13 protein-coding genes and 1 tRNA gene are annotated in these 14,614 nt (G+C 51.0%); 9 read left to right on the top strand and 5 right to left on the bottom strand.

Features of this window, described 5'->3' with window-relative positions; translation table 11 throughout:
• From FWG96_07165 to FWG96_07155, 3 genes are all read left to right on the top strand, one after another.
• On the top strand, positions 1 to 344 hold a 344-nt coding region (locus FWG96_07165; protein ID MCL2033025.1), incomplete at its 5' end, for a hypothetical protein.
• Positions 345 to 1,001: 657 nt separating this feature from the next.
• Positions 1,002 to 4,604 (top strand): hypothetical protein, encoded by a 3,603-nt coding sequence (locus tag FWG96_07160; protein MCL2033024.1) that lies wholly within the window; start codon positions 1,002 to 1,004, stop codon positions 4,602 to 4,604.
• Between the two features lie 233 nt (positions 4,605 to 4,837).
• On the top strand, positions 4,838 to 5,350 hold the full coding sequence (locus FWG96_07155) for a tetratricopeptide repeat protein (GenBank protein MCL2033023.1): 513 nt from the start codon (positions 4,838 to 4,840) through the stop codon (positions 5,348 to 5,350).
• A 40-nt stretch (positions 5,351 to 5,390) separates the two neighbouring features.
• Here FWG96_07155 and FWG96_07150 read toward each other — a convergent pair.
• The 3 genes from FWG96_07150 to rnhB form a co-directional block, all read right to left on the bottom strand.
• Positions 5,391 to 5,468 (bottom strand) — tRNA-Met (locus tag FWG96_07150).
• 155 nt (positions 5,469 to 5,623) lie between these two features.
• Positions 5,624 to 5,956 (bottom strand): SCP2 sterol-binding domain-containing protein, encoded by a 333-nt coding sequence (locus FWG96_07145; protein ID MCL2033022.1) that lies wholly within the window; start codon positions 5,954 to 5,956, stop codon positions 5,624 to 5,626.
• Between the two features lie 4 nt (positions 5,957 to 5,960).
• Positions 5,961 to 6,599, bottom strand: a complete 639-nt coding sequence (gene rnhB / locus FWG96_07140; GenBank protein ID MCL2033021.1) for a ribonuclease HII — start codon at positions 6,597 to 6,599, stop codon at positions 5,961 to 5,963.
• A 93-nt stretch (positions 6,600 to 6,692) separates the two neighbouring features.
• On the opposite strand from rnhB, the gene mptA reads away from it, so the two are divergent.
• Positions 6,693 to 7,589, top strand: a complete 897-nt coding sequence (mptA, locus tag FWG96_07135) for a GTP cyclohydrolase MptA (GenBank protein ID MCL2033020.1) — start codon at positions 6,693 to 6,695, stop codon at positions 7,587 to 7,589.
• Here mptA and FWG96_07130 read toward each other — a convergent pair.
• Positions 7,579 to 8,340, bottom strand: coding sequence for a C15orf41 family protein (locus FWG96_07130; protein MCL2033019.1), 762 nt, complete (start codon positions 8,338 to 8,340; stop codon positions 7,579 to 7,581). The genes mptA and FWG96_07130 overlap by 11 nt on opposite strands.
• A 4-nt stretch (positions 8,341 to 8,344) precedes the next feature.
• On the bottom strand, positions 8,345 to 9,691 hold the full coding sequence (locus FWG96_07125) for an FAD-dependent oxidoreductase (GenBank protein ID MCL2033018.1): 1,347 nt from the start codon (positions 9,689 to 9,691) through the stop codon (positions 8,345 to 8,347).
• A gap of 473 nt (positions 9,692 to 10,164) precedes the next feature.
• Between FWG96_07125 and FWG96_07120 the strand changes: the two genes are divergently transcribed.
• The 5 genes from FWG96_07120 to FWG96_07100 all read left to right on the top strand — a co-directional run bounded on the left by FWG96_07120 (position 10,165) and on the right by FWG96_07100 (position 14,300).
• Positions 10,165 to 11,271: a hypothetical protein gene (locus tag FWG96_07120; GenBank protein ID MCL2033017.1), complete on the top strand. Its 1,107-nt coding sequence runs from the start codon at positions 10,165 to 10,167 to the stop codon at positions 11,269 to 11,271.
• Positions 11,261 to 11,632: a hypothetical protein gene (locus tag FWG96_07115; protein MCL2033016.1), complete on the top strand. Its 372-nt coding sequence runs from the start codon at positions 11,261 to 11,263 to the stop codon at positions 11,630 to 11,632. The genes FWG96_07120 and FWG96_07115 overlap by 11 nt, the downstream gene beginning before the upstream one ends.
• A gap of 67 nt (positions 11,633 to 11,699) precedes the next feature.
• The gene (locus tag FWG96_07110) at positions 11,700 to 12,782 is read left to right on the top strand and encodes a hypothetical protein (GenBank protein ID MCL2033015.1); all 1,083 of its coding nucleotides are present in this window, start codon (positions 11,700 to 11,702) and stop codon (positions 12,780 to 12,782) included.
• 194 nt (positions 12,783 to 12,976) lie between these two features.
• Complete coding sequence (locus tag FWG96_07105) at positions 12,977 to 13,981, top strand: archaeosine biosynthesis radical SAM protein RaSEA (GenBank protein ID MCL2033014.1); 1,005 nt, start codon at positions 12,977 to 12,979, stop codon at positions 13,979 to 13,981.
• Positions 13,974 to 14,300, top strand: coding sequence for a DUF5611 family protein (locus FWG96_07100; GenBank protein MCL2033013.1), 327 nt, complete (start codon positions 13,974 to 13,976; stop codon positions 14,298 to 14,300). Before FWG96_07105 ends, FWG96_07100 begins: the two co-directional genes overlap by 8 nt.
• Positions 14,301 to 14,614: the final 314 nt, after the last annotated feature.

The following is a 14,614-nucleotide window of genomic DNA, read 5'->3' as shown; positions in this document are numbered from 1 at the left end:
GTAAGATTTATAACTTGGACGGTTCAGTAATGTGGGAACCACCAAAACGGAGTGACGACGATTCGGCGCGTCTGAAAACACATGACCTCATGGTACAGGAACACGTCCGTTTGATACATGCCATACGAACCGATAACCCTATTAATGAAGCTGATATTCTTGCCCACTCAACGCTCATGGCCATCATGGGGCGTGAATCGGCATATACCGGTAAATTCATTACCTGGGACGAAATCATGGCCTCTCCACAAAATCTGCTTTTAGATAATTATGAGTTTGGCCCTATTCCCGGATTTAATGAAGATGTTCCTTTACCCGGCCAAACTACAAATCCTAGAACGTAGATTTACATGCTGTGGTTGGAATATAACGGCGGTTAAAGATGCTTATCGCGGGGGCTGACAGGGTGTAGACACCAGCAGCGCTTCACACGGCGAACAAGATGAATGTGACGTGTATTACTTTCATTAATTCGGCGCTTACATCGGATGTGAAAGCAATACAAGTTAAGAGCAATTCAAAATAATAGCCGTAAAAGGAGGTGCATTACATTATCGGAGATAAACAATAAAATAGCAAAAAATGACATAATGACATGATATTTCTTTAAATTGCAGTAATAAATGAAAAATATATGACAAAATGGCGTATTGGGGTGATTGGCATGAGATTTGTTTTACAATAGATGCGAAGATAAAAAAGTCCAAGCAAAATAAAAGTTCAATTTTTTTAATTTATAAAGAGATAGGAGATAAAAATTATGACAACAGTAATGAGAAGAAATCAGAATCAGGAATGGCTCCCGTTGTTTTTCAACGATTTTTTTAAAGACGACTGGAAAGTCGGAACAAGCGCAACCGTTCCGGCTATCAATGTTAAAGAATCAGAGCAAGCCTATATCGTCGAAGTAGCGGCTGCCGGCATGACAAAAGATGATTTTTCTGTGCAAATCGATGACGATAACGATTTGGTGATTACGATGGAAAAAAAGAATGACAGTAATGATGCAAACAAAGAAGCACGTTATTTACGGCGTGAGTTTACGTACTCCAAGTTCCGTCAGACAATGGTTTTACCCGATAACGTTAATAAGGAAAAGGGTCGCATATGTGGATGTGGACGGCAGCACAGGCTACACATCGGTAACACCGACGGCCATCACCGGTGGCGAGACCGGGCTTACGTCCGGCTGGTATTATGCCGACGGGACGACATTCACTTACGCAACAACGATCAACGTCAGCGGCGACGTGCATCTGATCATTGCGAACGACTGCACGATGAATACCTTCTACGTCTTTGGCCAAGGCGGCTTTACCGTCACGCCCGGAAGCAATCTGTGGATATACTCTCAGCCCGAGGAGGCTGGCCATGATATTGGCAGAGCGGACGAATCGGCCGGCATAGCCATTATTCTTCAAAGCGGTTCTTCTTTTACTAATACGGCGGCGGTCACTGCTTTGATGCAAGGAGTATTTTCTGCATCCGCTGTCACTGTTACTAACGGGGTCACCGGCACGATCGAAGGCACCGAACAAGGCGTTTGGCTTGACTCGGGCGGCACTGTCGTTAACTCAGGCACGATCAACGGGACGAACTGGGATGCGATCTATTCCGGCGGTAGCATCAGTATTTCAAATGACTCTGGCGGCACGATCCAAGGGGGCCAATACGGCATACACACCCTCGGCGGCGGCATCGTCACAAATTCAGGCGCGATAGTCGGTAATGATTATTACGGGATCTTCGCCGAAGGCACCCCGTTCTCTGTTACGAATAACTTCGGCAGCCTCATACAGGGAGGGGACATCGGTATCCTGATCGATCAAGACGGCTATGTCAATAACAGCGGTACGATCGAAGGGTTTACACAACAGGGCTGGAACGGGAGCGGCATAGTTTTTGTTAACGGGAACGGCACAGTTGTCAACTCCGGCACCATCACCGGCCACCTCTACAACGGCATCTATGCGGAACTCGCTGACGTGCACATCACAAATGAAGTAGGAGGAACGATCCAAGGCCCCAACAACGGCATAAACCTCGGTTCCGGCGGAACGGTCATCAATAACAACGTGATATACGGCGGGAACTATAACGGCATATATGCATATGACGGCCAAGGCATCTCTCCCAGCGTTACCGTTACCAACGCCAGCAGCGGCACCATAGAAGGCGGGAACAGAGGAATATTCCTGGATGCCGATGTGGCCGGCAATATCGACAATGAAGGCCGGATAACCGGGAACATCTATTACGGCATACATGCCGTGACATCCGCCAATGTTGAAAACAATACGGGGGGTGTGATCACCGGCCCCGGCGGAGTGTACATCGGGAACTTTGCCAGCGGCGACGAGATCGAGAACTCCGGTCTGATACAGGGTACGATGTTTAGCGGCATCGAAATCAATGCCGGAAGCGATATCCTGATAACCAACAACGCTGCCGGGATAATCTCAGGCGAACGCTACGGCATATACCTCAATGTCAGCGGATCTGTGCACAACTTAGGCGGCATCGCCGGCAACCTCTGCGGCATCTGCGCTGAGGCGTCCGCAAACATCGAAAACGATACTGGCGGCGTGATCACCGGCCCCAGCGGAGTGTATATCGGAGCTGGCTCAACCGGCGACGAGATTGAGAACTCCGGTCTGATACAAGGTACGATGTTTAGCGGCATCGAAATCAATGCCGGAAGCGATATCCTGATAACCAACAACGCTGCCGGGATAATCTCAGGCGAACGCAACGGCATATATCTCAACGTCAGCAGTCAGGTGCACAATGAAGGCGGCATCGCCGGCAACCTCTGCGGCATCTACGCTGAGGCGTCCGCAAACATCGAAAACGATACTGGCGGCGTGATCACCGGCCCCAGCGGAGTGTACATCGGGAACTTTGCCAGCGGCGACGAGATCGAGAACTCCGGTCTGATACAAGGTATGATGTTTAGCGGCATTGAAATCAATGCCGGAAGTGATTTCCTGATAACCAACAACGCTGCCGGGATAATCTCAGGCGAGCGCTACGGTGTATGTCTAAATGTCCACGGTTCTGTTTATAACGAAGGCGGCATCGCCGGCAACCTCTGCGGTGTCTACGCCGTGACCTCCGCCGCGATCGACAACGCTGCCGCCAGCATCATCACCGGCCCCACCGGAGTGTACATCGGGGTCGGCTCAACGGGCGACGAGATCGAGAACTCCGGTCTGATACAAGGTACGATGTTTAGCGGCATTGAAATCAATGCCGGAAGTGATTTCCTGATAACCAACAACGCTGCCGGGATAATCTCAGGCGACCGCTACGGCATATATTTCTTTGTCAGCGGATCTGTGTACAACGAAGGCGGCATCGCCGGCAACCTTTACGGCATCTACGCTGAGGCGTCCGCAAACATCGAAAACGATACTGGCGGCGTGATCACCGGCCCCAGCGGAGTGTATATCGGAGCTGGCTCAGCCGGCGATAAGATAGAGAACTCCGGTCTGATCCAAGGTACCGTATGGGACGGCATCTACCTTGTCGCCGGAGGAGAGGTCTATAACTACGGCGGCGAGATCAAAGGCAACACATATGGCATACGCGCAAACGCTGGAACGGTGATTGAGAACTGGGACCTCATAACCGGAGATGTCCTTCTCTCAAACGACGTGAACAGAGCGGCGTTCGCCGCCGACAGCGTGATAGACGGAAACTTCACTATCGGTTCCAACGCCAACTCTGCGCTGGACTTCATAGGTTCGCCCAACCTGGTCACAATGGTATACGCAACGGTCAACGGCGCCGCGGACATAGGCGCCGCGGCTGTGGACATTGACTCGGCCGGTCCGCCGGCGGGAATGCTGCCCGGCGGCAAGATGATCCTGATCGACGGAAGCGCCGGAACGATGTCCGGAACTCCGGCGAACCCGACGCTCGCTGTCGGCGGATACGACCTCCGGATATCGGTTGTGAGCGACCAGCTGATCGCAGAGGTGTTCATTCCGGTCGTCACGATGAATTACGTCATAACCGCAACCTCCGATTCCATGACCTCCATATCTCCCAACGGGAAGACGGCCGTACAGAAGGGGAACGATATCACGTTCGTCTTCTCCGCCAATACCGGTTTCTACATCGACGCGGTGATAGTGGACGGCGTACAACTTTCGCAGACGGATATCCGCCGCGGGTCGTACAGCTTCTATAATGTGGATATGAACCACTCCATACAGGTCACCGGCAGGACCACAAGGGTCGGAGGGGACATAACCCTGAACATCGGGGCCATAGAAGGCAGAGGCTACGCCGAATACAGCGTGGACGGAGGAGTGAGCTTCACGAGGTACACATCGACGGTGGTCCTCTCTGAAAACACGGACCTCATCATCAGGGCCGTCGCCGAGGGAGGATACGAGTTCAAAGAATGGAGGGAAGGGAGCGACGTCTACAAGACATCCGTGGTGACCTTCTATTCCAACGCGGAAAGTGTGGACATGGTCCTCTGCTTCTCCGGCGGCGACAGCGCCGGCTACTGGATATGGATAGCTGCTGTGATAGCCGTCGCGCTGATACTGCTGATCTCGGCCTTCCTTATCTTCGGGAGAAAGAACTCGTAAGAAGAACGAAGCCGACAGCAACGGACAGAGCATGCGGAAGGGAAAACACCCCTAAACAACTTAACAATCTTTCTTTATGGTCACGGGGCGCCGTCCCCGGTATTTTTATTTCCCGGATGAGGCCGGCTTCTGTGTCATCTTCTCTGTCCGGGAGCGCAACGGCAGTCGGACGTATGCCGCAGCGCTGTTGTAGAAGGAAAGAGATTTAAAATCGGCTCTTCCTTATCATGCCTATGGCAGAAGACACGCCGGACAAGAAGATAATGGCCGGAATGAAGGCAATGGACGAGGGGGACTTCAAGAAGGCATATTCGCACTTCAAAAAACTTGCGGAAGAGTATCCGAAGAATGCGGAGATTTGGTATTACAAAGCGGAATGCGGGAATTATGCATCAGGAATGTTCGGTGCTAAGGTTTCCCCCGAAGAGATCATGGATTCTTATAAGAAAGCGATAGAGCTGGACGGAGACAAGGTGGAATACTACCAGTCATACGGCTCGTTCTGTATCTCCGTGAATAAGTACGACGAGGCCGAAAAAGCATACAATGAGGCAGCGCAGATCGACGAGTCGCTGGAATCGTCGCTTTACTCTGAGTTCGCCATCGAGTACTTCAACAATGTCATGGCAACCTACGGAGAAATAATGGAGGACCCGAAGGCAAGGGCGCCGTATGCCAAGAAAGCTCTGGAATACATGCTCAAGGCGCTGGAGATATCTCCCGAAGAAGCGAAGGGCCTGTTATAAGGTCAAAGAAAGACCCAGTGCGGAAAAGTGATAGAAAGGATGGTAGCGAGGGGTCGATTTGAACGACCGGTCTCCGGGTTATGAGCCCGACGGGATATCCTGGCTACCCCACCTCGCTGTTATCCCCTCCTACTGCTATTTGATATAAAAACTTTGCACAGCCTGCTCTGACTGCACAGTTCACGAATTCCGTAGCTAGAACACACGCGGTCCGTCTGATACAGTGTGCGGCAGGTTTATCGGCATCGTGTAACGAAGGACCGTATCCCTTCGTCAGAAGAACTTCTTCAGGAACAGGAGGTCCTGTATCTTGCCTTTTATCGTTATCTTCTTCGTGATGTACGCTTTCATCGGCCTGAGGGTGCCGTCTATGAGCCCCTGGAGACTTTCCGGTGTGGTGTAGAGGGTCACGTCGGCCTCGTCAAGCATCTGCGGCACGAAATCCTCTATCCGGGCATTCTCCAGCCTCATTGAGTAATGCTCCGTACCGAGGTCGATGTTGAACGTTTTCTTCAATGGCATTATCTCTTCTCTTGCCAGTTCATCCTTCTCCATCTTCCCGTGGAACTTGTCAATAAGTGTCTGAATCGATGCTTCCATGCTCATGATCTCACCAGTCGCTGATCTTGGTGTTCTTCGAAACGGTCATCATCTGTCTCACCGGCTCCCATGAACAGCGCGTATGTGGGGGAGGAGTTCCGTTATCTTTTATCCATTTTTCTATGAACTCCATCGTACAACGGTCGCTCGGATAGCCGCTTCCGATATCGGTTCCCAGTTCATTTTGAATATCGGCGATCATCCTGTCCCGGGTCACTTTTGCGACAATGGATGCGGCGGAGACTATCGGAAATATATCGTCGGCCTTGTGTCTGGCTATTATCACCGCATCTTTCATCATTCTGCGCATCTCTTTTGAAAAGGACTCCTCGTTCACATCCGGACAGTCCGCGTACACAGAAGACGGGGACAGCGCCGAACAGGCCTCGACGAACATCCTCAGTTCGATCTCGTTCAGCGACATCTCTTTCCTCCTGCCGTCTATCTCCGCCGCGGACGCGCAGACGACGCTGACCCCGCAGACGCTGACTATCCGGTCATACATGCGTTCCCTTGTTCTGGGAGAGAGCTTCTTCGAGTCCTTCACTCCGATGTCGATGAGCGCCCTGTCCGATACCGAACAGACGGCTCCGACCACCAAAGGGCCGAGCACGGAGCCTCTTCCCGCCTCGTCGACGCCGCACAGCATGCGTTCCGATAGAACATACGATATGATATTTCTTGTTGCTACCTGAACTGTTGTAACTCTATACTTTTTAAGTTAAAACGGATATTACGCCGCATGACTTTGAAGTGCGATGTGCAGTATCGGAAAGGCGATACGTGGTCCAAGCTCACAAAAGTAGGCGTTACCGGCGTAAGGAAGCCGGTGGTCGTAAAGAGAGAAGGGATCAGCAGCGCCCTGAACGGAGCGCTGAACTGTTCAATAGACATTTTTGTGGATCTTCCGGCAGAGCAGAAAGGATCCCACCTGTCCAGGAACGTGGAGGTCCTCAGCGATATCGTGGAAGAGAGCATAAGGGCGCCGGTGACCGGCCTGGAGAACATGGCATGCGGCATGTGCAGGAAACTGCTCGTCCACCATGAATATGCCAGAACGGCGAATGTCAGTATAGAGGCGGAGTACTTCCGGGAGAGCAGGACCCCCTTGGGAAGGGAAACGCTGGAGATATACAAGCTGCTGGCGGGCGGGACCGCCGTGAGAGGGGAAAGGATACGGAAGACGATCGGCGCCGAGGTGATAGGGATGACGGCGTGTCCGTGCGCCCAGCAGACCGTGTCGGAGATGACGGGCTGCGGCGGGACAGCGGTGATGTCCCACAACCAGAGGAACGTATGCACAGCCCTGTTCACCACGGATGAGGGCACTGATGTGGAGGCGGATGAGATAATCGACATCATACAGGGAGCGTTCTCTTCGCCCACGTTCGAACTTCTTAAAAGAGACGACGAGGGGCAGGTCGTGATCAACGCCCACGCCAACCCGAAGTTCGTGGAGGATGTGGTGAGGAGCGTTCTGGAATCCATCGTCGAAAAGTATGAAAAGCTCCCGGACAACGTGGAGATAACGGTGAAGAGCGAGTCGGAGGAATCCATTCACAAGCATGACGCATTCGCGGAGAGGACCGCGACGCTGGGTGAACTCAGAGAAGAATATAAAAGAAAGATCACTCGGTGATCTTCTCAAGTTTTTTCTCCAGCACGGATATGTCGGAGATGTAAACGCCTTCCGGGCATTCCATATCGTTAAGACAGCCTGTCCAATACACTACGAGACCCGGGCCGAAGAGATTTGTGTACGGGCAGAGCTGCTTTCTTGAGTTGAAACGGAACTCGACATTATCGCCGAACGACGCCTTGCTCTCGATCCAGCATATCTTCTTCCCGTCATAGAGCATCGGCTCGTCAAGCAGACAGTCGGGGGTCTTCTGTCCCTCGCCGCGAAGATCCTCTTCCGTTCTGTATTTGATGTTCTGCTCGTCCAGCCAGTCTTGGAGCAGCGTCTCTCCCCATACCCCCCGCTCCTTCTGCCTGTCGTTGGCGTCCGGTGAGTATACGAAATCGTTCCTGACCACATCCCTGACCTCGTCGGCCGTCTGCTGGCTTTCAAGCAGTTCCGGCGTTTTTATGAATTCCCAGAACTGTTTCCTGCTGGCCCCGTCCTCCAGAAAAATGAACATCGCGGTCAGTATGGGAGGGAACCTGTATTTGTCGGAGATGTTCATGATCGTCCTCCCCCTCTTCCATTCCCTGAGCATATCGGGGGCCTTCTGTTTGATGAAATGGAAGCGCTTTTTAACGTCCCTGCTTGTCTTCTGGGTGTACAGTGTTTCAAGCAGCCTTTGATCGTAACCTTTCTCGAGAAGTCTCTCTATGTCGTCCGGCCTGTTCAGGGAGTCGTAGAGCTTCTTGTATTCGTCGTATTCCATCGGATCACTTCAATTTCTCGCAGAGGTCTTCCACAGCCGAGATGACCACGTCCTTCACCATCGATGTGGGCGGGCAGTAAGCATTCTCGGCGCGCACAAGGAGGTCTTCCGCTGTCACTCCCGACATTATCGCAGAAGTAAGCCAGTTGATCCTGCCGGTGGCCCCTTCGCCTGCGATTATCTGTGCGCCCACTATTCTGTGCGACGCCGCATCGGCAAGCACTTTCACAGTCATCTTCTTTGTGTCCGGATAATACCTGGCGCGGGTAAGGCCGTCGGCCTTTCCGCAGACCAGATCCGCTCCGTACCAGGACGCAAGGCCCAGCGACAGCCCCGTGCCGGCTATTTCCATTTCGTCTATCACGCTCACCCACGGGCTTGCTACCGGCCCGTACAGAGCCTTCCCTCCGGCGGCGTTCTTGCCGGCGACCTTGCCCTGCCTGACGGCGGACGACCCGAGCTGGCTAACGGTCGGACCGGGCATGGCGGCGGACGAGCACTGTATTATGTCTCCCGCGACGTATACGTCCGGGACGATGCGCCCCCTCTTATAAGGCTGGAGCGAAGGCGACACGATGACCCCTCCGAGCTGGCCGATGTCAAGACCCAGCTGTTTGGGGATCTCTGTGTTGGCTCTTACGCCTGTAGCGAATATGACCATGCCGCAGGGATATTCTTTGTTCCCTGCGGTGACCCCGCTTACCTTTCCGGCGCCGTTGACAGACTGCACCGGTGAATTGAGCGCGAATACGATCCCTTTATCTTCAAGATATCTCTGGACCTCGTCTGCCATATCCTTATCGGCGATGCGAGGTAAGATCTGGTCCTGCATTTCGACGACGGTCACATCCTTCCCGAGATGCGAGAATGCAAGGGCCATCTCCAGTCCTATTGTCCCCGCCCCGCAGATCACGATGCTTTTGACGCCTTCGGCATATGATTGTATGTTCCGACCGTCCCTGAGGGTCCTTACGCCGAACACCCCGTCAAGATCAACGCCGCCTATCGGAGGTATGAACGTTCTCCCTCCGGCGGCTATGACCAGCGAATCGTATCCGTAGGTCTTACCTCCGGCGGTCACAGTTTTCGCGGAACCGTCCGCGGAGTCTACTTTGGTCTGTGTCAGAACATCTATCATCTTCTCTCTGGAATAGTGATCGGGTGTACGCATGATCACGTTTTCCCACGCGATCTTCCCCTCCACCGCCCAAGGTATGACGCAGGGAGAGTAAGCTATGTCCGCATCCTCTGTGAAAACGGTTATCTTTGCGTCAGGATCGGTCTTTCTGGCGGAGGATGCCGCTGTGATCCCCGCCGCGCCCGAGCCTATTATGACAATCTCTCTGACCATCTATCTACCTGTCGGCTGGATTGAATGGCATCATATTAATATTTCCTCAGCGACGGAAAATTAAGATAACGGCCCGGTATCAACTTCCGATTTTGTAGCTCGATTTGCGGCAGCGAGCCCCTGAGATTTGTTGAATGTCACGGCCGACCGCGTTCTCGCGCTGAAAGATGCGTTCAGAGTCCAAAAGGCTCCATCGACAAGGCATATATGCTTTCATCGATGGGGATTCTCGCACCACTGCCGATAGGTGCGGACACTGTCGTGCGGGACATCAAGGGCTCCACCGCATACCGGATGAGCTTGCCGGGGCAATTTTTTGACACAGGCCATACGCTCTGCCGCTTCGAGTGTTATCCATTGATTTCCCATCGAATGGACTTCGTTTGATAATTATCAGTCATATTTGGCAAAGAAGAAAAACACAAACAAGATTTTATTTATAAATTGACCAATATGATATATTGAAATAACATATGGATCAGAGTACAACGCTTGTCTTCAGAGGAAAGAGGTTCGACTTTCACACATTGCCAATAGATATACTCCCTGACATCCTTGCATTTGAAAAACTGATAAAACATTGTGCAGCAAAAAAATACATGGAACAGCACCCTCAAAGGGAGCGGTTACCAAGGGGGTTCAAAGAGCAGGTTTCAATAGGTATTTCTAAGATATCGCCAGGATCAACAGAGGTGGGACTCTCTTTCACAGTTTATGGACAGCAGCATATATCTCTGACAGATGAGGAAGCGTGCTATTATCAAGCAGTCGATGAGATTATAAACGCCATCGAAGTGATAGAGGAAGGCAACTCGGAACTGCCCGAAGAGTGGGCGCCTTTCTTTGATAAGTTTGGGCGCAGCCTCAAGGAAGGCGAAGAAGTCATAATACAGAGCGGCAGAAGAAAGGCGGAATTCAACAAAGCAAGACGCCATAGGATACTGGCTACAACCCGTAAACCCTTTACGGATGAAATACAGCTATGGGGGATAGTCAGTAACATAGATCTGGAACATGATAAGATTATAGTTATCTCCTCCGAGGGGGGAGTATCACTGCCCGTGGATATTGATATGGATATTTGGTCCAATTACCTCATAGGGCAGGTATCTAACAAAATAAGTCAGACAAAGATCTATATAGAAGGAATCGGCAACTTCAGCGGTGTCGGTAAATTGCTTTCAATAGAAGAGGTAAAAGATATTCAGCTGTTAGACCCACTGGATATACAAGCTAGGATCGAAGAACTCTCTCATTTGGAGGATGGCTGGCTCGATGGGACTGGTAAAGGGATTTTGAAGGACGGGGCGAAGAGAGTCGCAGAGCTTTTCGCCCTATGCTATGAAGAAAAACTTCCAACGCCTCACATATTTCCAACCGAAGATGGCGAACTTCAGGCAGAGTGGTCTATCGGCGTCAGCGAGTTGATACTCAGAGTCAATCTCGAAACGCTGATTGGACGGGTTGTCGCGATAGACACTGAAAATGATTCTGAAAAAGAATATGAATGCAACTTGTCTGAAAAGTTGAGCTGGGACCGCATCAATTCGTCTATATCGGAGATGGTCAATGGAAAATGATGCCCTCTTGTTGCGCCAGGTACATCCAAGCTTCATTCAAGCGGGAAATATAACATCCCAAGTATTCACGCTCCCAAAAGGAGGGTCATCACTTTCCGTATATGATGGCGAGATGATCACGCCTGACGATGCCTACAACCACTACACAAAGGTTCTGCGTAATGCATCCTGTGGCGTTGTTGCGGTTTCCAAAGGAGAATGTGAATCCCAAGGGCTGTCGGTAATAGAAGACAGGGTTCCATATCCCGAACACATTAGTATACTTTACAACAGTAAATCAAGCAAAGAATCCGATAGAATAGCCATAAAATTAAAAAGGCTGGCGACAGACCGAGGTTGGTTATTTGGTCCGATCCGCTGAAGTTAAAAAAGCTAAAACAGAAGCCCCGCAAAAGCCTACAGTAATTAGTGAATCTCATGACTCTGCGTTGGATGAAGTTGTAATGGAAGTAAGAACTACAAATGGCGAAACAGTTAATGTAAGGGCTACACAATATAAAGTGGCGGATGCACTCTCTGAACAAGGGATATTTGGAATACGAAGAAAAGCTATGGAATATATACCCGACCCGCTTCCTCAAAGAGAGAATGAGATAAATTTTGGAGTTCGAAAAAAAGTTGTTGAAGATACGCCAACGGGCGGCGAGACATCGAACATCCTTGCCAATTGGGGATACAGAGAGAAAGCTAATGAGGGCACACTCATATGCAGAAAACCAATAATAACTGATAAGAAGTCAACATCTCCAAAAGAAACCTGCCAAAAAGTCGTAGCTGTGGTCGCTGCCTTTAGCACACTATCTGCAGGCGCGTTTATAGATTTTTACAAAGACATGTCACATCCTCCTGATGCGTTACGCTGGGACATGGGGGAAGCACCGCTGTCTGATGGTGTGCCCTATGCAGCTGAATACCCTCCACCTTTTGATCCATTACCATTTTACAAGAAGGCCCTCTTATATGATTACTATATAATAGGCAAATGCGGAAACATAGATGAGGTAAGGGATGCCATCAGAGAGCGACAGTTTTCTATCCTCGACAATATAATTATGCCGTTGGATCCCGAAGGCACAGTGAATCTGGCTAAGAAGGTGCTGTTCATGCACGGCGGCGTTAGTATGGAGGACTGCATCGCTGTAAACATGCTATACGAAGATTATTACCATGATGGAAGTGATTTCTCCGAGCGGGTATCATCCGAGCTTGGAGACCTTTGCGAAATGGTCTCCGGCGCCGCCGAGACGCACAAAGGATTGATACACGAATATGACGATTGGAAAGACTTCCTGCACAATGGCAACCTCACGGACCTCACTGTTGAACTGAATGGCGAAGAGATAGCAACAAGCAATGCACAGAATTATGTCGACGCAGTGTTGGCAATTTACGGCGTAAGCTTTGCCAAAGCAGTTGAACTCTTTGTCAAAAATAATGACGGGGACATAGGACTTGGGCTTGCGGAAGCGAAGGCTTGGGCAGCATATAAAGCCTGGTTTGCTCCCCAATAAAATGGGCTGCAGGCACTTTTCAGCCAAGGATGATCTTGAGCGCATAGGAAGCGAAACAAAAATACGCCCGCCGCCGATATTCATCAGTCAACCCCCCCGTTACATCTTCGTGTCAAGACCCAAGTTATGAAACGTCAAGGCCGGAATTGATAATGATTAATAATCAGGAGCATATGCTCAGGACAGGCACGGAAATGAAAGAAAAAAGATCGCCGTCTCAGCTTGAGGCGTGCTGGAAAGAGAAAGACCTGATATCCGGCAGGGTGTCCGATGCGATGGTAATGATAATGCGCACGAACGGATGCTGCTGGGCAAAGACAGGGGGCTGCACAATGTGCGGATACAGGCAGGCGTCCCTGAGCCGGGTGACGGAGGACGATCTCAACAGACAGGTCGACGAGGCACTGTCAAAATATAATGAAGAGGGATTCGTCAAGATATACACCTCCGGCAGCTTTCTTGACGAGAACGAGATACCTCTCTCCATAAGAGAAAGGATATTGAAAGAATTTTCCGGGTGTGAAAGGATCCTTTTCGAAAGCCGCCCCGAATTTGTAAAAGAGGAGACGATAGCAGCGCTCCCCAAAACGATCACGATCGCGCTGGGTCTTGAGAGTTCCGACCCCGATGTCTTGGCAACTTCGATCAGCAAAGGGTTCACTCCGGATGACAGCAGAAACGCCGGAATGATCATCAAAGGGGCGGGCCTGACCGTCAGAACGTACCTTCTGCTGAAGCCGCCCTTCCTCACGGAATCGGTGGCTATGGAGGATACGATCAGATCGGCTCTGTTCGCGGATGAGTTCTCGGACGAGATATCCATAAATCCTCTGAACGTTCAGCGCGGAACGTATGCGGAGAGACTGTGGAGGGCGGGGGAACTGAGGCCGCCGTGGGTGTGGTCACTGACAGAAGTTCTGAGGAAACTATCCGGCGCCGTGAACGCCAGATTGATGTCCTCTCCCTCCGGAGGGGGGACCATGAGGGGCGTGCACAACTGCGGTAAATGCGACAGGAACGTTCTGGAAGGGATCGAGAAGTTCTCATTCTCGCAGGACGTGAAAGACCTTGACGTCAAATGCGACTGTATAAAGGATTGGCAAACGTATTTGGGATTGGAAAGGATACTTGGTACGGCGGCGGACCTTGACAGAAGGTTCGACAACGACCTTGCTTTGGGAAGTGCGAAAGATGGTTGAGTACGATATTAAAAAAGGATGGTTCAAGAATATAGAAGGGGATCTTCTGGAAAATATGATGAAAGATGTCTTCGGCAACGCGTCCAAGAAAGGGGATGCGCTCGTTTCGTCATACGGGGTGCTGGAAAGCATAACTGTGAAGGTGATCGGCAAGGATAAGCTTGAAGTGGTCACCGCCAGCAAGGAAGGGAAGATGGCAGACAGCGACATCCTTGACAGCAAGAGGAAGCTGAATGTGTTCGTGGAGAAAGCAACGGGCTTCGACGCGAAGGCACGCATGAAGAGGGCCCAGGCAAAGGCGAAGAGCGGTGAGCTCTGAAGGCCAGTATTCACCCGGGTCGGTCGGACCCCCTGATCTTTGATAGTTCGAATATTCATGGGAATAATTCCTCAACATTTCTGGGAATAATTCCTCAACATTTCTGGGAACAGGTCTCCTCCAGCAGATCAGGACGGAGCCGTCCTCTTAAGCATAAGTTCCGCATTGGTTTAAGATCATGTATAGGCAAGCGGGGGTGTAATTAACATGCCCGATCAAGAGAACATAAGCCGCTTTTATCAGTAGCTTTTAAATATAACCCAATTATACCACTTTTAGATTGGACATGCAGCATGTCCGACCAGACGCACCGG

Origin of the sequence: Candidatus Methanoplasma cognatum, from assembly GCA_009777615.1 — an archaeon.
GTDB classification, from domain to species: domain Archaea; phylum Thermoplasmatota; class Thermoplasmata; order Methanomassiliicoccales; family Methanomethylophilaceae; genus Methanoplasma; species Methanoplasma cognatum.
The sequence above is the reverse complement of the archived record's forward strand: the minus strand, read 5'-3'. Positions and strand labels throughout refer to the sequence as shown.

Coding starts and splice junctions, on each gene's coding strand:
- FWG96_07160 (MCL2033024.1), top strand. CDS start 1,002: ATGATGCAAACAAAGAAGCACGTTATTTACGGCGTGAGTTTACGTACT.
- FWG96_07155 (MCL2033023.1), top strand. CDS start 4,838: ATGGCAGAAGACACGCCGGACAAGAAGATAATGGCCGGAATGAAGGCA.
- FWG96_07145 (MCL2033022.1), bottom strand. CDS start 5,956: ATGAGCATGGAAGCATCGATTCAGACACTTATTGACAAGTTCCACGGG.
- rnhB (MCL2033021.1), bottom strand. CDS start 6,599: ATGCTGTGCGGCGTCGACGAGGCGGGAAGAGGCTCCGTGCTCGGCCCT.
- mptA (MCL2033020.1), top strand. CDS start 6,693: ATGACTTTGAAGTGCGATGTGCAGTATCGGAAAGGCGATACGTGGTCC.
- FWG96_07130 (MCL2033019.1), bottom strand. CDS start 8,340: ATGGAATACGACGAATACAAGAAGCTCTACGACTCCCTGAACAGGCCG.
- FWG96_07125 (MCL2033018.1), bottom strand. CDS start 9,691: ATGGTCAGAGAGATTGTCATAATAGGCTCGGGCGCGGCGGGGATCACA.
- FWG96_07120 (MCL2033017.1), top strand. CDS start 10,165: ATGGATCAGAGTACAACGCTTGTCTTCAGAGGAAAGAGGTTCGACTTT.
- FWG96_07115 (MCL2033016.1), top strand. CDS start 11,261: ATGGAAAATGATGCCCTCTTGTTGCGCCAGGTACATCCAAGCTTCATT.
- FWG96_07105 (MCL2033014.1), top strand. CDS start 12,977: ATGAAAGAAAAAAGATCGCCGTCTCAGCTTGAGGCGTGCTGGAAAGAG.
- FWG96_07100 (MCL2033013.1), top strand. CDS start 13,974: ATGGTTGAGTACGATATTAAAAAAGGATGGTTCAAGAATATAGAAGGG.